The 21,982-nt window shown below is 70.9% G+C and carries 13 protein-coding genes and 2 pseudogenes; 11 read left to right on the forward strand and 4 right to left on the reverse strand.

What is annotated here, in order from left to right:
* Window positions 1–527: 527 nt before the first annotated feature.
* A pseudogene (locus tag IEZ19_RS44730) lies at window positions 528–762 on the forward strand (MFS transporter); the annotation flags it as partial.
* A 201-nt stretch (window positions 763–963) separates the two neighbouring features.
* Entirely contained in the window at window positions 964–3,207 is a 2,244-nt protein-coding gene (locus tag IEZ19_RS44735) for an FAD-dependent oxidoreductase (protein ID WP_189317135.1), read from the forward strand.
* A gap of 31 nt (window positions 3,208–3,238) precedes the next feature.
* On the opposite strand, the gene IEZ19_RS44740 is transcribed toward IEZ19_RS44735, so the two are convergent.
* On the reverse strand, window positions 3,239–5,815 hold the full coding sequence (locus tag IEZ19_RS44740) for a glycoside hydrolase family 2 TIM barrel-domain containing protein (protein ID WP_189317136.1): 2,577 nt from the start codon (window positions 5,813–5,815) through the stop codon (window positions 3,239–3,241).
* 31 nt (window positions 5,816–5,846) lie between these two features.
* Window positions 5,847–6,878 (reverse strand): LacI family DNA-binding transcriptional regulator, encoded by a 1,032-nt coding sequence (locus IEZ19_RS44745; protein ID WP_229841568.1) that lies wholly within the window; start codon window positions 6,876–6,878, stop codon window positions 5,847–5,849.
* Between the two features lie 418 nt (window positions 6,879–7,296).
* Between IEZ19_RS44745 and IEZ19_RS44750 the strand changes: the two genes are divergently transcribed.
* From IEZ19_RS44750 to IEZ19_RS44780, 7 genes are all read left to right on the forward strand, one after another.
* The gene (locus IEZ19_RS44750; RefSeq protein WP_189317137.1) at window positions 7,297–8,667 is read left to right on the forward strand and encodes an extracellular solute-binding protein; all 1,371 of its coding nucleotides are present in this window, start codon (window positions 7,297–7,299) and stop codon (window positions 8,665–8,667) included.
* Window positions 8,664–9,626: a carbohydrate ABC transporter permease gene (locus IEZ19_RS44755; RefSeq protein ID WP_189317138.1), complete on the forward strand. Its 963-nt coding sequence runs from the start codon at window positions 8,664–8,666 to the stop codon at window positions 9,624–9,626. Before IEZ19_RS44750 ends, IEZ19_RS44755 begins: the two co-directional genes overlap by 4 nt.
* Window positions 9,623–10,507: a carbohydrate ABC transporter permease gene (locus IEZ19_RS44760; protein ID WP_189317139.1), complete on the forward strand. Its 885-nt coding sequence runs from the start codon at window positions 9,623–9,625 to the stop codon at window positions 10,505–10,507. Before IEZ19_RS44755 ends, IEZ19_RS44760 begins: the two co-directional genes overlap by 4 nt.
* Window positions 10,508–10,511: 4 nt before the next feature.
* Window positions 10,512–12,602, forward strand: a complete 2,091-nt coding sequence (locus tag IEZ19_RS44765) for a hypothetical protein (RefSeq protein WP_189317140.1) — start codon at window positions 10,512–10,514, stop codon at window positions 12,600–12,602.
* On the forward strand, window positions 12,599–14,170 hold the full coding sequence (locus IEZ19_RS44770) for a hypothetical protein (protein ID WP_189317141.1): 1,572 nt from the start codon (window positions 12,599–12,601) through the stop codon (window positions 14,168–14,170). Before IEZ19_RS44765 ends, IEZ19_RS44770 begins: the two co-directional genes overlap by 4 nt.
* Window positions 14,171–14,250: 80 nt before the next feature.
* Window positions 14,251–16,221 carry a glycoside hydrolase 5 family protein gene (locus IEZ19_RS44775; RefSeq protein ID WP_229841569.1) on the forward strand — a complete coding sequence of 657 codons (1,971 nt, stop codon included), beginning with the start codon at window positions 14,251–14,253 and terminating at the stop codon, window positions 16,219–16,221.
* Window positions 16,218–17,867, forward strand: coding sequence for a glycoside hydrolase family 28 protein (locus tag IEZ19_RS44780; protein ID WP_189317142.1), 1,650 nt, complete (start codon window positions 16,218–16,220; stop codon window positions 17,865–17,867). The genes IEZ19_RS44775 and IEZ19_RS44780 overlap by 4 nt, the downstream gene beginning before the upstream one ends.
* A 118-nt stretch (window positions 17,868–17,985) precedes the next feature.
* Here IEZ19_RS44780 and IEZ19_RS44785 read toward each other — a convergent pair.
* Window positions 17,986–18,771: pseudogene (locus IEZ19_RS44785) on the reverse strand (carbohydrate ABC transporter permease); the annotation flags it as partial.
* Between the two features lie 29 nt (window positions 18,772–18,800).
* Between IEZ19_RS44785 and IEZ19_RS44790 the strand changes: the two are divergent.
* On the forward strand, window positions 18,801–19,799 hold the full coding sequence (locus tag IEZ19_RS44790; protein ID WP_189317143.1) for a 5-dehydro-4-deoxyglucarate dehydratase: 999 nt from the start codon (window positions 18,801–18,803) through the stop codon (window positions 19,797–19,799).
* The gene (locus tag IEZ19_RS44795; protein WP_189317144.1) at window positions 19,799–21,073 is read left to right on the forward strand and encodes a glucarate dehydratase family protein; all 1,275 of its coding nucleotides are present in this window, start codon (window positions 19,799–19,801) and stop codon (window positions 21,071–21,073) included. The genes IEZ19_RS44790 and IEZ19_RS44795 overlap by 1 nt, the downstream gene beginning before the upstream one ends.
* On the opposite strand, the gene IEZ19_RS53965 is transcribed toward IEZ19_RS44795, so the two are convergent.
* Window positions 21,059–21,982: IS3 family transposase (locus IEZ19_RS53965; RefSeq protein WP_373297152.1), on the reverse strand; the 924-nt coding region annotated here is incomplete at its 5' end. The two genes, IEZ19_RS44795 and IEZ19_RS53965, sit on opposite strands and share 15 nt — an antisense overlap.

Genomic DNA, 21,982 nt, shown 5'->3' on the forward strand with positions numbered 1-21,982 from the left:
ATAAAAAACAAGCTGAGTGCCTGTGTCTGAGCCTGCCATGACATAGAAGTGGGGCTCCGAACCGGGGTTTTCGTCGGGTCTCTTGACTGGCTGGGCCCTCGTCGGAGACATGGGATTTCAGCGCCGGCTGGGGCGCGATGTGGTTGAGGTGAAAAGAACGCTGTCGCCGACGTTCAGGTCATCCGCTGATCGGCCGCCACTCTTCGACTTTCGCCAAGACGATCAGGTGGGCGCCTACGCCCGCGCCCACCAGCACGCGGCCGGCGCCCGCAAAAGGGGGATCTCCAGGTCGAGCCGCCCGGCGGGGTCTTCAGGCGTACACAGCGCGCGTTCCGCCCCCGATGCGGGGGAGGGATGTCACCTGCTCGGTGCAGGGCAGGCCGCAGTCGACGCACCTGCGGTCATCATCAGCCGCGGGGGCCGGCGCGGGCGGCGGGGGCGATAGGGGCATGGCGGAGCCTCTTTCTCCTTCGGGACGGGGGCGCTGTAGGCACACTGCGTAGGCGGGTGTCGGCGGTTACGAGGGTTCGCCGCTGGTGGCTTCGCGGCTCCCGATGATCCCGGCCTACTACCTGATGGTGGCGGGCGCGGTCGGCTGCGTCTCGACCTTCTTCCTGCACGAGACCGCCGGTCGCCCGCTCCCCGGCTCCCGCGCGATGGCGGAGACCCCCGGCCAGGCCCGTCGCCTGCAGCCGCACGGCCGCCGGCTGCCGCGCCCGCGACCTCTGGCTCCACGGCAGGGGCCGCGGCCACCGGAGCTGACCCCCGGGGCCGCGCCGCGTTCCGTGCCGGCGACGTCTTGACTCGGGCGCGCGGTGATCTTTACGCTCGTCGAGCTTCTTAGATGTATTCGGCGTTCATTTACGTGAACTTATCCCGCGAACATCCGCCACGTGCGGGCCACCCGTGCCGCGCACGGAGATGAGTGGTTCAGCTGGCTGAACAGAGGGGGGCGAGCGCGTCATGCGCGAGGAGACTTGCCATTGCGATGTCACCGTCGTCGGCGGAGGTCTGGCTGGAGTGTGCGCCGCGATCGCCGCCGCCCGGCTCGGCCGGACCGTCGCGCTGGTGCACAACCGCCCGGTGCCGGGCGGCAACTCCAGCAGCGAGGTGCGGGTGTGGGTGTGCGGGGCGACCGCCCACGGCGTGCACCGCTGGGCACGGGAGACCGGCATCATGGGGGAGCTGTACCTGGAGAACCAGTACCGCAACCCCGACGGCAACCCCTACTACTGGGACCAGGTGGTGCTCGACGCGGTGCTCGCCGAGCCGAACCTGACGCTCTTCCTCAACACCGACGTCCGCGAGGTCGCGGCCGAGCACGGGACCCGGGTGGAGTCGGTCACCGGCTGGACGATGGGCTCCGAACGGCTCACCACGTTCGTGTCGCCGGTCTACGTCGACTGCACCGGAGACGGGCTGGTGGGCCACCTCGCCGGCGCCGAGCACCGTATCGGCCGTGAGTCCCGCGAGGAGTTCGGCGAGGCGTGGGCGCCGCCGCTCCCGGACCGCCAGCTGCTGGGCAGCACCATCCTGTTCTACACGAAGGACGCCGGCCGCCCGGTGAAGTACGTGCCCCCGTCGTTCGCGAAGAACATCCTGGACACGCCCATCCCCGAGCACCGGCTGATCCGCACCGGCGACAACGGGTGCGACTACTGGTGGATCGAGTGGGGCGGCGAACTCGACACGGTGGACGACAACGAACGCATCCGCGACGAGTTGTGGTCCGTCATCTACGGCATCTGGGACCACATCAAGAACAGCGGCAGGTTCGACGCGGAGCACCTCACCCTGGAGTGGGTCGGAGCCGTCCCCGGCAAGCGCGAGTACCGGCGCTTCCTCGGCGACCACGTGCTGACCCAGACCGAGGTGATGTCGCAGCACCCCTTCGAGGACCGGATCGCGTTCGGCGGCTGGTCGGTCGACCTGCACCCGGTGGAGGGGATGTACGCCGAAGCGCCCGGCGCCCGCCAGAGCTACTCCGACGGCGTCTACCACATCCCCTTCGGCAGCCTCTACTCGCGCAACGTCGGCAATCTCCTCTTCGCGGGGCGGAACATCTCCGCCACACACATCGCCTTCGGCTCCACCCGGGTCATGGCCACCTGCGCCACCATCGGGGAGGCCGCCGGCACCGGCGCGGCCCTGTGCGCCGAACTCGGCGTGTCCCCGCGCCTGCTGCGGGACGAGCGGACGGCACTCCTCCAGCAGACCCTGCTGCGGCAAGACGCCTCGCTGGTGGGGGTGCGCAACACCGACATCGACGATCTGGCCCGCGCCGCGCGCGTCACCGCCTCCAGCTCGCTCACGGAGCTGGCCGTCGAGCCCGCCCCCGGCACCTCCGGCACGCTGCTGCCGCTGGACCGCGACCTCGGCCTCGTGCTCCCCGTCGACCCCCGGCTCGACGACATGGAGATCCTGGTCGACGCGCAGGCCCGGACCGAGCTGACCGTCGAGTTGTGGGACACCCTGCGCGGCGAGAACGCCGTACCCGCCCGCCGCCTGGTCACCCGCACGGTGCCCGTCGAGGAGGGCAAGGAGCAGTGGGTACGTGCGCATCTGCCGTGGCAGCCGGACGAGCCGCGCAACGCCGTGGTGATCGTACGGGCCGACTCCCGCGCGTTCCTGCACCTCGTCGACGAGCGCCGCACCGGAGTGCTGTGCCTGGCCCGCAAGCGCACGGGCGAGCCGGGTGTCGACCACGACATCCCGGAGGAGGACGGCCAGCCGGTCGCCGAGTGGGTGGCGCGGGGCCTGCGCCGTCGCAGCTTCTGCTTCCGCGCGGGCCCCACCCGCGCGTACGCCCCGCAGAAGGTCGCCGGGGGCTACCAGCGGCCCTACGGCGGGCCGCAGATGTGGCACGCCGGAGAGGAGGGCGAGGCGTGGCTGCGACTGGACTGGGACGCTCCCGTGGACGTCAGCAGGGTGCAGCTCGTCCTCGACGACGACGTCGACGAATACCTCAACAACCTGCACCGGCACCGTACGGAGTTCGAGGTCATTCCCGAGCTTCTCCGCGACTACCGTGTCGAGGCGCTGACGGACGGCGGCGACTGGACCCTCGTCGCCCGGGAGACGAGCAACCGCCGCCGCCACAGGACGCACCGGTTCGCGACGCGCCGCACCACCGGGCTGCGGGTGGTGGCCGAGGCGACGAACGGCGCCCCGCACGCCCACATCCTGGCGGTCCGCGCCTACCGCTGACCGGCACCCCGTACGACGCGGCCGCGCCGCACTAGGCGGTCGTCGTCTCCAGCCACTGGGACCAGGCGCTGGCCGCACCGTCCGCGTCCAGGGCGCGGACCCTCAACCGCACCCGGCGCCCGGAGCCCAGGCCCTCGACCCGGCTGAAGCCGCGCACCCGCGTGCTGAACGCGCGGATCGGCTCGCCTCCGCGGGCGTCGGCGACCTCGACGGCGTACGCCCGGTCCGCCTCCCCGCCACGCCAGTGCAGCACGGCGCCGTCCGGCACGGGGGTGAGCGCCTGCGCGTCGGGCGGCAGCGGCCCGGCGTCCCGGCTCGGGGTGAGGACCGTCCAGCCGGAGGCGCTCTCGCCCGCCGCGGAGACGGCGACCACCCGGGCCCGGTACGGCATGCCGTCGGCCAGCCCGGTGACGTCCGCGTACCGGTCCCTGTGGACCTCGCGGGAGAACGTCCGGGGATCGGGGTGGGACGTCTCCACCACCTCCACCCGGTACGCGTCGGCCCCCGGCACATGGTCGAAGACCACCCGCAGCGCGCCGCCCGCGACGACGGTCTGGGTGATCCGCGGTGTGGCCGGCGGCTCCCGCCTGAGGTGGGCGACGGCGACTTCGTGCCCCCGCGGGTTCACCAGCCCCACGTACTCGGTGACGGGCCGTTCGCCCGGCCCGGGGCGCCACTCGACATGCCGGTCGAGGGCGGGGCCGCCGGGTTTGAGGTCCGGCAGCGGCAGCCACCGCTCGGCGACCGTGCCGCCGCCGGTGTCCACCGCGCGCCAGTGCAGGCGGTGGCCCCGCAGCTGACGGCTGGGCAGCTCGCCGCGGCCCCGCGGGACGACGGTGATCCGGGACCCGCCGTCCGCCGCCGCGACGAGCAGGCCCGCGACGGGCGCGAACGCGGTGCGCATCTGGTCGTAGCTCCGCTTGAGGCCGCCCCACTCGGTCTGGACGCCCCAGCCGCGCAGCTGGTTGGGGGAGGTGCCCTCGAAGCGGCTGCGGTAGTCGTCGAAGGTCCACCGCGAGGCGCCGATCACCCAGGGCAGGGACGACAGTTCGGCGGGTATCCCGGCGTCGTGGCGCGAGACGTACTCAACGCTCTCCCTGTCAGGCGTGAAGTCGTAGCCGTCGCTGCTGAACTCGCTGACGAACACGGGCTTGTCCGGGTAGTGCCGCCGCAGCCGCCGCAGCCGCTCGGCGTAGTCCCGGTACATGTTCACGGCGAGGAAGTCGGCGTACTGGAGTGCCTCGTCCCGCGGTCCCTCGATGTCGTCGAACGTGTTGCTGACGTACGTCAGCAGGCGCGAGCCGTCCAGTTCCGCGCGGGTGTAGTCGATCATCGTGCGGACGAACGCCCGGCCGGCCTCCTCGGTGCCCCTGATCTCGTTCGCCACCGACCACGCGACGATGCAGGGGTGGTTGGCGTCCCGCTGCACCATCTCCCGCAGTTCGGGCTTCCAGCGGTCGGGGTCGAGGCTGGTGTCCTTGCCCCACACGGATATCTCGGCGATGTTGAGCATCCCCACCTCGTCCAGGTAGTCCAACAGCGCGGGGGACTGGGGGAGGTGGTGGATGCGGGTCATGTCCGCTCCGGCCTGTTTCATGCGGTCGATCTCGGCACGCATCGCGGACACCGGCTCGGCGGCGCCGTGCACCCGGTCGCCGGGGACCCGGTTGAAGCCGGCGGCGCGCACCGGTTCGCCGTTGAGCCTGAGACCGTCGGGGTGCACCTCGACAGCGCGGACCCCGAAGCGGTCGGAGAGCACGTACGCGAGCCCGTCGGCGTCGCTGAGGGCGACGGTGGACCGGTAGAGGGTGGGGTGGTCGAGGGACCACAGCTCGTACGAGCCGGCGGGCAGGACGGCCGTCAGCCGGACGCTCCTGCTGTGCCCGGCCGGCACGCTCACATCCCCGCCGCCGGGCCCTTCCAGGCGCAGTGCCCCGCCGGGCAGGGGGCGGCCCGCCCGGTCGGTGAGGACGCCGGTCAGGCGCACGGTCCGGTCGCGGTCGCCGGCGTTGGACAGCGTGACGGTGGTGGTGACCTCCGCGGTGCCCTCCCGCAGCGCGGGCCGGGCGGTGACCTGCTGCCTGTCGACGCCTACGGCGGGGTCGACGGTGAGGGTGACGGGCCCGGAGATGCCTCCCCAGGGCCAGGTGGCGCCGACGCACTCGTCGTTGTTGGCCCTGACGGTGAGGGTGTGCGGGCCCGCGCCAGCCCTGAGCAGGGTGGTGACGTCGTACTCGAAGGGTGTGCAGCCACCGACGTGGGTGCCCAGTTCGGTGCCGTCGAGCCATACCGTGGCGGTGTGGCTGACGGCTTCGAAGCTCAGTCTGGCCACCTCCGCGTCCCCGAGCGCGGGGGCGTCGAAGGTGCGCCGGTACCAGCCGTCCCCCTGGTGGTCGGCGTACCTGTCGTGCACGTCCCAGCTGCCCGGCACGGGCAGCCGGTCCCACCCGGCGGCCACGGACCCTGCGGCGAACTCCCAGATCCCGCAGAGATCGGTGGTACGGCGTCCGGCGAGGACCTGGTGGCCGGGGCCGTCCGGGTCGGGGGCGGGCACGTCGGGCGCGGAGGGGTGGGCGGCGACGGGTTTCTCGGCGGTGCCGTCGTTCACGGGGCGGTGCTCCTTTGCCGGTCGGGGGCGTTCAGGCGCCGGTGGAGCGCCGCAGCCGCAGCTCTCCGCCGATGGTGATCTGCTGGGGAACGCCCTCGTTCCGCAGTTGTGCCAGGAGCGTCTGGGTGGCGATCTGCCCCATGCGGCGGTAGTCGCACCGGACCGTGGTCAGCGCGGGGGTGACGTAACTGGACAGGACTATGTCGTCGAACCCGGCCACTGCCATGTCGTCGGGGACCCGTATCCCGCGCTCGGCGATCACGGACAGCCCCGCGATCGCCATCAGGTCGTTGGCGTAGAAGACGGCGGTGGGGCGCGGCGACCCGTCGAGCAGCTCGTGGGTGGCGCGCGCGCCGCCCTCGGCCGTGAAGTCACCGGTCACCACGGGGCCGGGTTCGAGACCGGCCTCGGCCAGTGTCTCCTCCCACAGCTGACGCCGGCGGCGGGCGTGGCGCAGCGTGGGGGGCCCGGCGACGTGGGCGATGGTGCGGTGGCCCTGGGCGATGAGGTGGCGGGTCAGGTCGCGGATCTTGTCGGCCCCGCCGGTGCTGACCCAGGGGAAGGTGCAGCCGCGGCCCGGCGATCCGGCGACCACGACCCTGGCCTCCAGCCGGCTGAGCCACTCGAAGCGCGGGTCGCGGTGGCGCAGGTCGGTCAGCAGGAAGCCGTCCACCCGGCGCTCTCCGATCAGCTGCTCGTAGCACGCGCGCTCGGTGGCGGTGTCGGAGACGAACCGCAGCACCGCCGCGTACCCCACCGAGGTGAGGGCGCTCTCCACGCCGGCGAGGAAGGCGGGGAAGAAGGGGTCCAGCTCCAAGAGTTCGGCGGGTCTGCGCAGGACCATTCCCACGGCCTTCGCGGGCCCGCCGCCGACGGCGCGGGCGGCGCTGCTCGGCGTCCAGTTGAGCTCGGCGGCGGCGGCGCGGATACGCGCCATGGTGCCGGCGCTGATGCCCTTGCCTCCGTTGAACGTCCGCGACACGGCGCCCTTGGACACTCCGGCGCGGCTGGCGACATCCGAGATCGTGGGCCGCCGGCGTGGGTCTCGCAACTCTTCGGTCACGTGGTCAGGTTAGCCGCTGCCGCCGGCTCTGGCGCCTCACGGGGTATACCGGTTTCCAAAGTGGGAGGGTGCCGGAGTCCCTGTCAACCCATTCAAGTCACTGCCAACTCCGCTCATAATGGGCGTATTCGGCCGCAGAAATCGCCTGTGGATTCGTTGACACGGGTATTGACCCTCTCTGCTCGCCCTCACTACTCTTCCAACTCAACCGATTTACTCAGTCGTTGAGCCACCCCACCGGCCGCCGGCAGCGGTGTCGCCCAGCAGACCGAGGAGTGAGAACGGGTAGCGGTCGTGTCCTTCGAGGACGCGAACCGCCGCGTCCCGTTGCCCCGTCGCGCTGCCGACGCACGACGCACCTGCGCTGCCGCCCTCTTCGCTGAACATCCGCCGTGCCCAGAACAAGGAGCCGACTCAGATGAGAGCACCATGGCCGAAACTCGCCGCCTGTCTGACCGCCGGAACGATCGTGCTCACCGCCGGAGCCTGCTCGTCCTCCGGCGACGGCCGGTCCGGCGGCAAGGTGACCATCACGGTGACGGACATGCCCCCGAACACCCAGCAGGCGCTGCGCAAGCAGTTCACCGACCAGGTGGCCGCCTTCGAACGCGCCAACCCGGACATCGATGTCAAGCCCAGTGAAGCGGTGTGGGACGCGAGGACCTTCACCGCCCGGCTGGCCGGCGGCCAGCTGGAGACGACGTTCATCGTGCCGCTCACCGAACCCCAGGGACTCATCAACCGCGGCCAGATCGCCGACATCACCGGCCAGGTCGACGCGCTGCCGAACGCCCACCAGTTCGACAAGCGCGCGCTGGCACCGGGAACGGACGCGAAGGGGCACATCTACGGGCTGCCCACCAGCGAGTTCGCCCTCTCCCTCGTCTACAACCGGGAGCTGTTCAAGAAGGCCGGGCTCGACCCGGACAAGCCGCCCACCACCTGGGAGGAGGTCCGCAGGGACGCCAAGGCCATCTCGGACAAGACCGGCCTGCCCGGTTACGCCCAGCCCACGACGAACAACACCGGCGGCTGGACGCTGACCGCCATGTCGTACACCTACGGCGGCCGGATGGAGAAGGACCAGGGCGGCAAGCAGGTGGCGGCCTTCAACGACGCACCCGTGCGCCAGGCCCTGGATTGGCTCAAGGCCCTGCGCTGGCAGGACGACTCCATGGGCACGCAGCAGCTGCGCGACGCCGGTGAGATCCAGAAGGCGTTCTCCGCCGGCCGCGTCGGCATGATGATGGCGACCCCCAGCACCTACGTCGACCACGTCACCAAGTACAACGGCGACCCGAAGATCTACGGTGTCGCGGCGCTGCCCTCCGGGGGCCGGCCGGCCACCCTGCTGGGCGGCAAGATGGCCGTGGTCAATCCGAAGGCGAGCGCCGCCCAGCGCGCGGCCGCGGTGAAGTGGATCGACTTCTACTACCTCAAGGCCAAGCACGACCCGGTGGAGGCCGGCGCGCGCGCCAAGGTGCAGGCGGTCGACGGCATCCCGGTGGGCACGCCGAACGTCCCCCTCTACCAGTCGGCCGTCGACGACCCGGTGGAGAAGGCCGTCAACGCACACGCCACCGTGCCGCTGGACAACTTCAAGCCCTTCCTCGACGGCGTCAAGCAGCAGCAGTTCGTGGTCGAGCCCTCCGTGGCCGCGCAGGACGTGTACGCCGCCCTGGACAGTGCCGTGGAGGCGGTCCTCACCGGTAAGAGCGCCGACCCCCAGGCCGAGCTGGACAAGGCCGAGAAGAAGGTCGTCCTTGTCCTGGAGCGGGCCCAGCGATGACCACCGTCCAGCTTCCCCGCGGCGCGCCCCCGGGCCGCCTCGGGGCCCGGCGGCCGGACGCCGCGCCGCGAGCCCGCCTGCGCACCCTGCGGGCCCGCTACGGCAACGGGTTCGCCGCGCTGCTCTTCCTCGTCCCGCTGCTGGTGCTCTTCGGCTGGTTCGCGTGGTGGCCGATCGGCAAGAGCGTCATCCTCAGCTTCCAGCAGACCAACCTCGTCGACGCGCCCACCTGGGTGGGCCTGGACAACTTCCGGTTCCTCTTCCACGACGCGCTGCTGTGGACCACCCTCAAGAACACCGCCTGGTTCGTGGCCCTGGCCCTGGTCATCGGATTCCCGGTGCCCATCATGCTCGCGATGCTGGTCTCCGAGCTGCGGCGGCTCGGCGGGGTCTTCCGGGTGCTGATCTATCTGCCGGTGGTCGTTCCGCCGGTGGTCGCGCTGATGCTCTGGCGCTGGTTCTACGACCCGGACTTCGGGCTGTTCAACCAGGTGCTCGACTACGTCGGCCTGGGTCCGTACCCGTGGCTCCAGTCGACCGCCTCCGCGATGCCGTCCCTGGTGCTGGCGGCGACGTGGGCGAACGCGGGCAGCACCACGCTGATCTACCTGGCGGCGCTGTCCGGCGTGCCGACCGAGCTGTACGAGGCCGCCGAACTGGACGGCGCGTCGATCTGGCGGCGCATCTGGCACGTGACGCTCCCGCAGTTGCGCGGCGTCATCCTGGTGATGCTGCTGCTCCAGATCATCGGCACCTTCCAGGTCTTCACCGAGCCGTTCATCCTCACCGACGGCGGCCCCGAGGACTCGACCGTGAGCATCCTGCTGCTGATCTACCGGTACGCCTTCCTCGACGGCGACTACGGGACAGCGGCCGCGCTCAGCGTGCTGCTCGCCGCGGCGCTCGCGGTGCTGTCCGCCATCTACCTGCGCCTGACCCGCAAGTGGAGCACATCATGAGCGACGAACTGCCCCGCGGGGTGATCTCGTCGGCCGACCGGCGCCGTCCGTCGGTGCGCTGGACCCTGCGCATCTGCCAGCCCCTCCTGCTGCTGGCGGTGGCCGTCGCCGGACTCGGGCCGATCCTGTGGACCGTCAAGGGAGCCCTGTCACCCACGCAGGAACTCCTCAAGGACCCCCTGCGGCTGTGGCCCTCCGACGTCCAGTGGGGCAACCTCGCCAGCGCCTGGCGGGAACTGAGCCTCGGCCACTACCTGCTCAACACCGGCGTGCTGGTGGTCGGGTGCTGGTTCTTCCAGCTGCTGGTGGCGACCTTCGGGGCCTTCGCCCTGTCGGTCCTACGGCCCCGCTACGGCCGCTTCGTCTACCACGCGGTGCTCGCCACCCTGTTCATACCCGGTACCACGTCGCTGGTGGCGCTGTACCTCGTGGTGCTCCACCTGCCGGTCACCGGGGGCTCTATCGGCAACACCCCGTGGGCGGTGTGGCTGCCGGCGGGCGCGCACGCCTTCAACGTCCTGATCATGAAGCAGTTCTTCGACAGCCTGCCCCGCGAGCTCTACGAGGCGGCGCAGGTCGACGGCGCCGGACCGTGGCGGCTGTTCTGGCAGATCGTCATGCCGATGTCCGGCCCCATCGTCTCGGTGGTGTCGCTGCTGGCGGTCATGAGCGCCTGGAAGGAGTTCCTGTGGCCCATGATCGTGATCTCCAGCCCCGACTCGCAGCCGCTGTCGGTGGCACTGCCCCGACTCGCCGAGACCGCCCAGCAGAACCAGGTCATCGCCGGGATGCTCCTGTCGATCATCCCCCCGCTGCTGCTCTTCCTGGTGTTCCAGCGCCACATCGTCCGCGGAATCGGATTCACGGGACTGAAGGGATGACTCCGTGACGGCACACGGAAGCCGGTTGATCCATCTCACCCTGGCAGCGATGCTGCTGTTCCTCACCACCCAACTCCTCGGTGCCCCGCGCGCCCACGCCACCACGGTCACGGGCGGGCAGTACATCGCCAGCACCACCGCCACCGACGGCACTCCCGACACGTCGGGCGGCGTGGTCGCCTTCCAGGACAGCAAGCTCTTCGACGGCGACACCTCCGACTACGTCGGCTGGCGCGGCTCGGCGAGCGCGCCCAAGAAGGTGACGCTCGTCTTCGACCTCTCGCGCGACTACCCGCTGGACTCCCTGACCTTCACCAGCAACGCGGTCAACCAGTACTGGGGCTTCGACGAGATCGAGGTCGACTACCGGGCCGAGGCGGACACGCGCTACACCATCGCGAGCAGCGCCACCCGGGACCGCAGCGTGCTCGGCTTCTCGCTTCCGGTCCAGATGGACGACCGGGAGGCCCGGTTCGTGCGCATCTCCATGACCCGCAACAACCAGTACCTCCACATCCCCGTCTCCGAGGTCGCCTTCACCGTCGGCACCGGCACCATTGGGCAGAACCCCGTGCCCTACGACGAGGCCGCCCTGCGCGCCGAGCTGTCCGTACCCACGATGCTGGCCGACACGTACGGCCAGTCGCTGTACGGAAGCTGGCCCGGCAAGGTGACCTCCGACGCGCAACTCCAGCAGGACGCCGCCGACGAGGCCGCCGCCCGCGCCGGCAGCACCCTGGACCTGAACACCTACGACCAGTACGGGGGCCTGAAGGGGCTGGGCACCTACCAGGCCACCGGCTACTTCCGGCTGGGCAAGGTCGACGGCACCGCTTGGTGGTTCATCACCCCCGAGGGCCACAAGTTCATCCTCAAGGGAGTCGACGCCACCTCCGTCGACGACTGGGGCTACGCGACGCTGTACCAGAACGCCGACGGCTCGCCACGCGACGTCTTCTCGGGGCTCCCGGACAAGACCACCTACGGCCCCGCCTACAACGGGGACATGGTGAGCTTCGTCAGGGCCAACCTGATGCGCAAGTACGGCGCGGCCGACTGGAAGACCTCCTACACCGACATGACCCGCAAGCGCCTGGTCGACTGGGGCTTCAACACGAAGTCCAAGTGGAGCAGCGACGGGATCACCATGCCCTGGATCGGGCACATCACGGCCCCCGACTCCCTGATGCGCATCGACTACGGCGTCGACCCGTTCGACCCCGACTTCGCCTCGAAGCTCGACGCGGGCATGGACCTGTCGGCCAACGCCGACAGCCCGTGGCTGATCGGGTACTACTTCGACAACGAGCGCGGCTGGGACGACACGGTCATGACCGACATGCTCAAGCGCGACCACACCCAGCCGGCCAAGGCGGCCTTCGTGGCCTACCTGGAGCAGACCTACGGCGAGGCCAACCTGGCGCAGGTCAACTCGCTCCTCGGGACGACCGCCGCTTCGTGGACCGCCCTCCAGGACACGGCGATCACCTTCGCCAACGTGCCGGCCGACGACCGCACCGCCTTCGTCACCGAGGCGTCCAAGCAGTACTACTCGGGCATCCGGGACGCCATCCGGCGCCAGGACACCCACCACCTCTTCCTCGGCTCCGCGCTGGTGCCCAACTGGCGCTCCAGCCTGGCGTGGAACGTCGGCGGGCGCGACTACCTGGACGCCATCTCCCTCGACGTCTACAGCGACAGCGCGAGCTACCTGGCGGACTACGAGCCCTACGACAAGCCCGTGCTGAACCTGGAGTTCTCCTTCAGCACCCACGACCGCGGCCTGCGGTCCGTCAACGGATCCGTCCTCGCCACGAGCGTCGCCGACCGCGGCAGCCTCTACCAGGCGTTCGTGGAGGACGAGGCCCAGTACCGGGTCTTCGTGGGGTCCGGCTGGTTCGCCTACTACGACCAGGCGGTGACCGGCCGCGCCAGCGATGGCGAGGACTTCAACATCGGACTGGTCAACCAGCAGGACCAGCCCTACACGGACATGACCGACGTGATGGCGACCACCAACCGCCAGCTCGAGCGGATCCACCTGAACGCGGCCACGGCCCAGAGCACAGCCCGAGCGAAGGAGCTCGCCCGATGATCTCGCGACGCACCCTGATCGGCGGGCTGCCGGCCGCCGCACTAGCCGCCCAACTCGGCACGGCACGCCTCGCCTCCGCCGCGCAGGCCACGACGGAGGCCGGCACGGCGAGCGACAGCTGGCTCGTGGACCGCTACGGGCAGTACCTCCACGAGGACTGGGCCGGAAAGGTGGTCTCGGACGAGCAACTGCGCCGCGAGTACGCCGAGGAGGCGCACCGGCTGGCAGACGTCGTTCCCGACCGGGTCCGCTACGACAGGTACGGCGGCCTGAAGGCGCTCGGCCGGCACCGTGCCACCGGCTACTTCCGGCTGGAGCAGGTCGACGGCCGCTGGTGGTTCGTCACCCCCGCGGGGCACCTGTTCTTCCTCAAGGCCGTGGATGCCTTCTCCCCCCAGGAGTGGGGCTACGGCACCTGGTACAAGGACCGGGCCGGCACGCCGCTCGACCTGTTCGAGGAACTCCCGGACCCGCAGCGGTTCGCGTCCTGCTACACCTACGACGACAAGGGCTACGTCGTCAGCTTCCTGCGGGCCAACCTCGCCCGCAAGTACGGGGACGACTACCGGCCCCGGTGGCGCCGCATGATGCACAAGCGCATGATCGACTGGGGGTTCAACGCCCAGGGCAAGTGGACCCTGGACACCGAGGTCGTCATGCCGTACATCGCCCAGGCCCCGACCCCCACCGACGTGGTGCGGATCTCCTGGGGCATCGATCCCTTCGACCCCGAGTTCCCCGCCAAGCTCGACCGCACCTTCGACCTGCGGGGGAACCGCGACGACCCGTGGCTGATCGGGTACTTCTTCGAGAACGAGCGGGGCTGGAGCCGCGACGTCGTGGCCGAGGTGGTCACGCGCGACTCCACGCTCGCGGCCAAGACCGCCTTCGTCGACCACCTCGCCGACACCTACGGCGGCGACCTCGCCCGGGTCAACGCGCTGCTCAACACCACAGCGGACTCGTTCCGCACCCTGGCGGACACCCCGCTCACCCTCGCCCGGGTGCCGTCCGCGGATGTCAGCGCGTTCATCACGCTGGCCTCCCAGGCGTACTTCAGGCAGGTGCGCGAGGCGATCCACCGGCAGGACCCGAACCACCTGTTCCTCGGCGGCACGCTGGTGCCCACCTGGCGCACCAGCCCGGAGTGGAACGTCGGCGGACGCGAGTACCTCGACGCCATCTCCTTCGACTGGTACTCCACCAGCGTCGACTACCTGCGGCAGTACGAGGGATACGGCAAGCCGATCCTCAACCTGGAGTTCTCCTTCATGTACCCCGACCGCGGGATGACGGCCGCCAACCAGGCGACCACGGCGACGAGCCAGCGCAACCGCGGCGAGCTGTACCGGACCTTCCTGGAGGCACAGGCCGCGAGCCCGGCGTTCGTCGGCTCCGGCTGGTTCTCCGCCTACGACCAGGCGGTGACCCGCAAGCCGGGCGCCACCGAGGCGTTCAACGTGGGGCTCACCAACCAGCAGGACCAGCCCTACCACGACATGCTCGACATCATGCGCGAGGTGAACCGCGGTATCGAGGCGGTCCACCTCCAGGAGCCGCCCGCCTGACCGTCCCCGTCTGCCCGGCCCCTGCCGCCTCCCAGCGCGGCCCCCGGGCCGGGCGCCCAGTGAACGAATACGGAGAACAGATGACAGACCCCAGTCCCTATCCCCCCGCCGGCCCGGGCGACGGCACGACCGTGCCCCGGCCGGCGCCCAGGCTCAAGTCCGGCCGCTGGCTCGGAGCGAACTTCTGGTCGCGCCACGGCAGCCTGTTCATGTGGCGGGACTACGACGACGAGGTGGTGCGCGAGGAACTGCGCACCCTGCGGGAGCACGGGGCCAACGTCACCCGGTCGTTCCTGTTCTGGCCGGACTTCCACCCGGCGCCCGACCGCATAGCGGAGGAGTGTGTCTCCCGCTACCGGCGGTTCCTGCGGGCCAGCGCCGACGTGGGGCTGCCCACGATCCCCACGTTCCTCGTCGGGCACATGTCCGGCGAGGACTGGGACGTGCCGTGGCGGCAGGGCCGCAACCTGTACACGGACGGCTTCATGCTCGGTCAGCAGGCGTTCTTCATCCGCGAGATGGTGCGGCGGATCGGCCAGGACCCGGCGGTCGCCGGCTGGCTGATCAGCAACGAGTTCCCGATCTACGCGGGACCGGCCACCCCCGACGAGGTCCGGGCCTGGGCCCTGATCTGCACCCAGGCCGTCAGGGCCGGAGGTTCGCAGCTCCCGGTGTCGCTCGGCGACGGGGCGTGGACCATGGAGACCACGGGCAAGGACAACGGCTTCCGGCTCAGGCGGCAGGAGGACCTGGTCGACTTCGTCGGCCCGCACGCCTACCCGATGGACGACGACCAGGTGCGCGTGCACACCGCGGCGGCGTGGGCGTGCGAGATGAGCCACTTCGGCAAGCCGGTGGTGATGGAGGAGTTCGGGGTCAGTGCCGCACTGTGCTCCGAGGCGAACGCCGCCACCTACTATCGGCAGGTGCTGCACCACACGCTGCTCGCCGGTGCCACCGGCTGGCTCGCGTGGAACAACACCGACTTCGCCCTGGACGCGGTCGACCCCTACCGGCACCGCCCCTTCGAGCTGGGCTTCGGCATCACCCGCACCAACGGCACCCCGAAGCCGGCCCTGGCCGAGATCGACACCTTCCGCCGCGTCCTCGACGCCGTCGACTTCGACCGCTGCTCCCGCTCGGACACCGGCACCACCCTCCTGATCCCCTCCCACCTGGAGGAGCACCCGCGGGTGTCGGCCGCGGAACGGGCCGCGATCACGGCGGTGAGCCACCACGCCTACCTCGCCGCCAAGGCCGCCGACCTCGCCCCCGCCCTGGTCCGCGAGCTCGACGCACCACCGCGCGCGGGGCTGGCGCTGGTCCCCTCCAACAAGCTCCTCACCGCACCGACCTTCGACCTGCTGCTGGACTGGGCACGCCAGGGCAGCACCGTGTACCTGTCCTGGTTCGCCGGTGCGGGCGGCTCCCACCGCGGCGCCTGGTGGCCGCCCCTGGAACGGCTGATCGGCGCCTCGCACACCCTGCGCTACGGCCTGAACGAACCGGTGGGCGAGGTCGTCACCTGGGAGTTCGCCGAGCCGCTCGGCGACATCAAGGCCGGTGACACGCTGCGCTTCCCCGTCTCGGGACAGTCCGACGCCCGGGCCATGCTGCCGCTCGACGAGGCGGCGGCCGACTGCGCCGTACTCGCCCGCGACGCCGAGGGCCGCCCGGCGCTGGTGCGGCGCGACCACGGCGCGGGCGCGGTGTACCTGGCCACGTACCCCGTGGAGTTCTTCGGGTCCGCCACGCCCGGCGCACACGACGGCGACGAGGTGCACCGCCTCTACCGCGCGCTGGCGATCCAGGCCGGCGTGCGGCCCCCGCTGTCCGTGGACGACCCCCGCGTGCACGTCGACACCCTGGTGCACGCGTCGGGCCTGCGGTACGCGTGGTTCGTCAACGTCTCGGGCAGCACGCTGACCGCGCACCCGGTCCGGGCGCAGGCCGGAGTCCGGCTGGAGGACGTCCTGGACGGCCGGGACCTCACCGAGGAGGTCGTCCTGGAGCCGTTCGGGGTCGCCGTGGCGCGGGTGGTGGAGGCATGAGCACCACGAGGACGGCGGACCCGGCGGGGGCGCCGCCGCGGTCACCGGCGCCCGGGGCGCTGCCGGTGTTCCGCGTGGACGGCTTCGGCGCGGTGGCCGACGGCCGTACGAAGGACACTGGGGCCGTCCAGGCGGCCATCGACGCGGCGCACGCCGCCGGCGGCGGTGTCGCGTACCTCCCACCCGGCACGTACCTGTCCGGCGGCATCGAACTCAGGAGCCGGGTCGCCCTGCACCTGGAGGCCGGGGCGACCCTGCTGGGAAGCACGGACCTGGCGGACTACCCCGCGCACGAGGGTCCGCCCGCGGACTGCGACGCCGGCCAGCGGCACCTTGTGTTCGCCCGCGGGGCCTGCGACATCGCCATCACCGGCAGGGGCACCATCGACGGCCAGGGGCCGGCCTTCTGGGAACCCTCCGGGCGGCCGGCGACTCCGCCGGACCGGCTCTGGGCGGACGTCGTCACCCACGACTGGAAGCCGGTCGGCGACAACGACCGCCCCTCGCCCATGATCGAGTTCGCCGAGTGCCGGAACGTCCGCGTCGAGGACGTCACCCTGCGCAACTCGGCGGGCTGGACGCTGCGCCCGATCGCCTGCGACACCGTTCTGATCCGCGGCGTCGTCATCCGCAACCGGATCGACGGCATCAACACCGACGGCATCGACCCAACGGCGTGCCAGAACGTGATCATCACCGCATGCGACATCGAGACCGGTGACGACGCGATCTGCCTCAAGAGCGAGAACCCGTACGGAGAGCTGCGCGTCACCCGCAACGTGGTCGTCAGCGACTGCGTCCTGAGCTGCTGCTGCAACGCCTTCAAGCTGGGCACCGCGACCCGTGGCGGTTTCGAGGACGTCACGTTCACCAACTCGGTGGTGCACAACGGCGACGTCCCGCTCAACGAGCGCGTCATCTCCGGGATCGCCGTCGAGATGGTCGACGGCGGATGGGTCGACGGCGTCACCGTGTCCGGCATCCGGATGCGCAACACCCGCACCCCCGTCTTCATCCGGCTGGGCAACCGCGGGTGGGGGCAGCCGACCCCCGTGCCCGGTCGCCTGCGCCGGGTCCGCATCTCGGACGTCGACGCCACCGGGGCGATCCTCACCTCCTCGGTCACCGGTGTCGCCGAGCAGCCCGTGGAGGACGTCGTCCTCTCGGGGATCCGCATCGAGACGGACGAGGGCGGCCACCCCGAGTGGGTGGACCGGGAGATCCCGGAGGAGGTCGCGGAGTACCCCGAAGCCCGGATGTTCGGGCGGCTGCCCGCCTACGGGCTGTACGTACGCCACGCCCGCGGGATCCGCCTGCGCGACGTGGAGGTGGTGTCGACGGTGCGGGACCCGCGCCCGCTGCTGGTCGCGGACGACGTGGCGGACCTGGCGGTGTCGGCGGTCGCCGGCCCGGCTCCCGGGCCGGGCGCGGCGCTGCTCGACCTGCGCGACACGCGTGACGCCTTCGTCAGCGGCTCGCGCGCACCGCACGGCACCGGCACGTTCCTCAAGGTCAGCGGCTCCCGCTCCACGGACATCGCCCTGGCCGGCAACGAACTCTCCCGTGCCCGGGTCCAGGTGGCGGTCACCGGAGGGGCGTCCCCGGACAGCGTGACCGGCGCGGCCCCCGCACCCCGCGGGACCTGACGTCCCCTCCGGGACGCCCGCCCCCTTCCCGCACGCTCCCGGCCCCGGGGCCGCGCCGGCCCGCCTCCGGCCCGGCCCGGGGCCGCGGGGGGCCTCAACGCCGGCGGCAGCGGCGTCCTCACTGGATCGCGCCCGCCGTCAGGCCCTGCACCAGGAAGCGCTGGAGGGCCAGGAAGCCGACCACCACTGGCAGGCTCACCAGGAGGGACGCCGCCATCACCTGGTTCCAGAACACGTCGGACTGGCTGGCGTAGGCGCGCAGGCCCACCGCCAGGGTGCGGGTGCGTTCGTCGGTGAGCACCGAGGCGAAGAGGACCTCTCCCCAGGCGGTCATGAAGGTGTAGACGCTCACCGCCGCCAGGCCCGGCGCGGCCACCGGGACGATCACGCGGAAGAGCACGCCGAGCGGGCCCGCGCCGTCGACCATCGCGGCCTCGTCCAGCTCCCGGGGGATCGAGTCCAGGTAGCCGGCGAGCAGCCACACCGCGAAGGGCAGGGAGAAGGTGAGGTAGGTGACGACGAGCCCGATGCGGGTGGCGAAGAGCTGGACGCCGAACTGCCGGTAGATGTTGACGTAGATCACGTAGAGCGGCAGCAGGAAGAAGATGCCCGGCAGCATCTGCGTGAAGAGCATCGCGCCCAGGAAGGTGCGGCGCCCCGCGAAGCGGTAGCGGCTGACCGCGTACGCGGCGAACAGCGCCACCACGACGGAGGCCGCCGCCGCGCACACGGACACCACCAGGCTGTTCACGAAGTAGGTGGCCAGCGGGACCGTGTGCCACATGTCGACGTACGGGCGCAGCGTGAGGTGCGAGGGCCACCAGACGAAGGACCGGCCGACGTCCCGCATCGGCTTGAGCGACGACTCCGCCATCACGTACAGCGGCAGCAGCACGACACAGGTTCACATACATGACTCCAGGAGAGGGCTCCATGCTTGAGGGTGTTTTGTTCTTCCCTGTCACTCCGTTCGCTCCGGATGGTTCGGTGGATGTAGCGAAGCTTGCGGAGCACGTTCACAGCGGTGTCCATGCGGGAGCGGGTGGTGTGTTCGTTGCCTGCGGCACAGGGGAGTTCCACGCGCTCGGGGTGGAGGAGTTCGCCTCGGTGGTGAGGACGGCTGTGGAGGTGACCGATGGCCGGGTGCCGGTCTTCGCGGGCGCGGGCGGTTCGCTGCCCCTTGCCCGGCAGTACGCGCGGGCCGCGGACCAGGCCGGTGCCGACGGGCTGCTGCTGATGCTGCCGTACCTGGTTGCGGGACCGCCGGCCGGGCCGGTCGCCTATGTGCGCCAGGTGGTGGAGGCCAGTTCGCTGCCGGTGATCGTCTACCAGCGGGGCACGGCCCGGTTCGACGTCCCCTCCGCCCTTGAGGTCGCCCGACTGCCCCAGGTGGTGGGTCTCAAGGACGGCACCAGCGATCTGGACCTGCTGGCAAGGATCGTGACCGCCATCCGTGCCGACACGGCGACCGGCGGCAGCGCGTTTCAGTTCTTCAACGGGATGCCCACCGTGGAGGGAACCGTACCGGCCTATCGGGGCATCGGCGTTGAGCTGTACTCCTCCGCGGTGTTCTGCTTCGCCCCCGAGATCGCCCTCGCCTTCCTTCGGGCCGTCACCGCAGGGGACGAGGTCACCGTCCAGCGGCTTCTCGGCGGGTTCTTCCATCCTCTGATCACGCTGTGCGAGAAGGTCCCCGGCTACTCGGTCGCCCTGGTCAAGGCAGCGGTCCGGCAAGGGGGACTCGACGTCGGCGGCGTGCGCCCGCCGCTGACCGATCCCGCACCCGAGGATCTGGCGGAACTGGAGGGGATCACTGCGCAGGGCCGTGCCCTGGTCGCCGCAAACGGTGTCGGGGTCGCGCCCGTGGACGGCCCCCGTGCGCCGGTGGCGGCGGCCGTCGGTTTCCAGGCCGATGCTGCCGGGGTGCTGTGATGAGCGACAGCCTGCGGATCACCGGCGTCGACATCACCCCCGTGGCGTTCAAGGACCCGGCCCTCCTCAACGCCGTCGGCGTCCATGAGCCCTACGCACTCCGGGCCATCGTCGAAGTGCGCACCGACCAGGGCGTGTCAGGACTGGGCGAGACCTACGCCGACGAGGGCCACCTGTGCAGGCTGCGCGCGGCCGCCGACGCGATCAACAGTATGGACGTCCACACCCTCGGTCCGATGCACCGGCGGATCGCGGAGGTGATCGGCGCCGACTATGGCAGCGACGGTCACGGCCTGACCGGCATGATCACCACCAGCAGCACGGCCGACCGGGTCTTTGCCCCCTTCGAGGTGGCCTGCCTGGACATTCAGGGCCGGGCCGTGGGCCGCCCGGTCTGCGACCTGCTCGGCGGCGCCGTCCGCGACCACGTGCCGTTCAGCGCCTACCTGTTCTACAAGTGGGCAGCTCACCCCGGCCACGAGCCCGACGACTGGGGCCCCGCCCTGGACGCCGAAGGGATCGTGGCGCAGGCCCGGCGCATGGTGGACGAGTACGGCTTCACGGCCATCAAACTCAAGGGCGGGGTCATGCCGCCCGAGCAGGAAGTCGAGACGGTCCTGGCGCTGCGGGAGGCGTTTCCCGCCACCCCGCTGCGCCTGGACCCCAACGCTGCCTGGACCGTTGAGACGTCCCTGAAGGTGGCCCGCGACCTGGAAGGGGTCCTGGAGTACCTGGAGGACCCCACGCCCGGCCAGGAGGGCATGGCCCGCGTCGCGCGCGAGGCAGCGATGCCGCTGGCCACCAACATGTGTGTGGTCGCCTTCGACGAACTGCCCTCCGCGGTGCGCGGTGACGCGGTGCAGGTCGTGCTCTCCGACCACCACTACTGGGGCGGCCTGCACCGCTCCAAGCTGCTCGCGGGGATCTGCGACACCTTCGGCCTGGGCCTGTCCATGCACTCCAACTCCCACCTCGGCATCAGCCTGGCCGCGATGACCCACCTGGCCGCCGCCACGGAGAACCTCACCTACGCCTGCGACACGCACTGGCCGTGGAAGGACCCGGCAGAGGACGTCATCGTCCCCGGCACGCTCGGCTTCCACGCCGGCTCCGTCGCCGTGCCGGGCGCCCCGGGGCTGGGCGTGGAACTGGACCGCGACGTGCTGGCCCGGCTGCACGAGCAGTACCTGCGCTGCGGCCTGCGCAACCGGGACGACACCGGCTACATGCGCCGGCTTCACCCGTCGTACGAAAAGAAGTCACCGCGCTGGTAGGCGCAACCGGCCCCCCAAAAGACCCCACACGCACGAGACCCTCACAGCCCGCAACTTCCCCGACTGTCTGAGCTTGACTCTGAAGCTCCTATAGATCGTCAAGTGGCTGGAGATGCCGACGGTCCGCTCCTGAAGGCACTGGTGAGGTGGTGGTAGACCTCGCGCGCGACGAAGCGCTTGAGGCATCTGAGGATGTCCTTCGTCTTGAGCCCTTCGAGGGGGGCTTCCACCTTGATCGTGGACACCGGTTGTCATGCAGCGATGGCCAGCGTAGTTGATCTCTGTTCGAAGGCGACCGGCGCGAGGTAGCCGATCGTGGAGTGCCTGCGCCGGTGGTTGTAGAAGCCGAGCCGGCGGAAGACTGCGAGCCGGGCGACTCGTTCGGTCGGCCAGCCGGTCGGGCAGGATCTCGCGCTGGAGCGAGGCGAAGAACGACTCCGCGGCGGCGTTGTCCGCGGAGGCGCCGACCGCTCCCATGGACCGGCGGATGCCTGCCTGGTGGCAGGTGTCGGCGAACGCCCTCGACCCGTACTGAGCCCCGTGATCGCTGTGGAAAATGACGTCGTCCACCTGGCCGCCGCGAGTGCGGACGGCCGCGTTGAGCGCGTCGGTGACGAGCTCGGCCCGCATGTGATCGGTCATCGACCAGCCCAGTAGGCGACGGGAGTACACGTCGATGACCGTGGCCAGATACAGGAACTTCCCGCCGGCGATGGGCAGATAGGTGATGTCGCCGATCCAGGCCCGGTTGGGGGCGGATGCGGTGACGTTGCGCCGCAGCAGATCGGGCACCGCCTGGGCGGCGGGGTCCGGAATGGCAGTTCGGTGTCGGCGTTTCAACGTCCGTCCCTGGGGCCCGCAGAGAATCAACACGCTGTCTTGATCTCTGCTGTGGGTAGGGCGTTGTCG

Origin of the sequence: Streptomyces brasiliensis (genome assembly GCF_014647875.1) — a bacterium.
Taxonomy (GTDB): Bacteria; Actinomycetota; Actinomycetes; order Streptomycetales; family Streptomycetaceae; genus Streptomyces; species Streptomyces brasiliensis.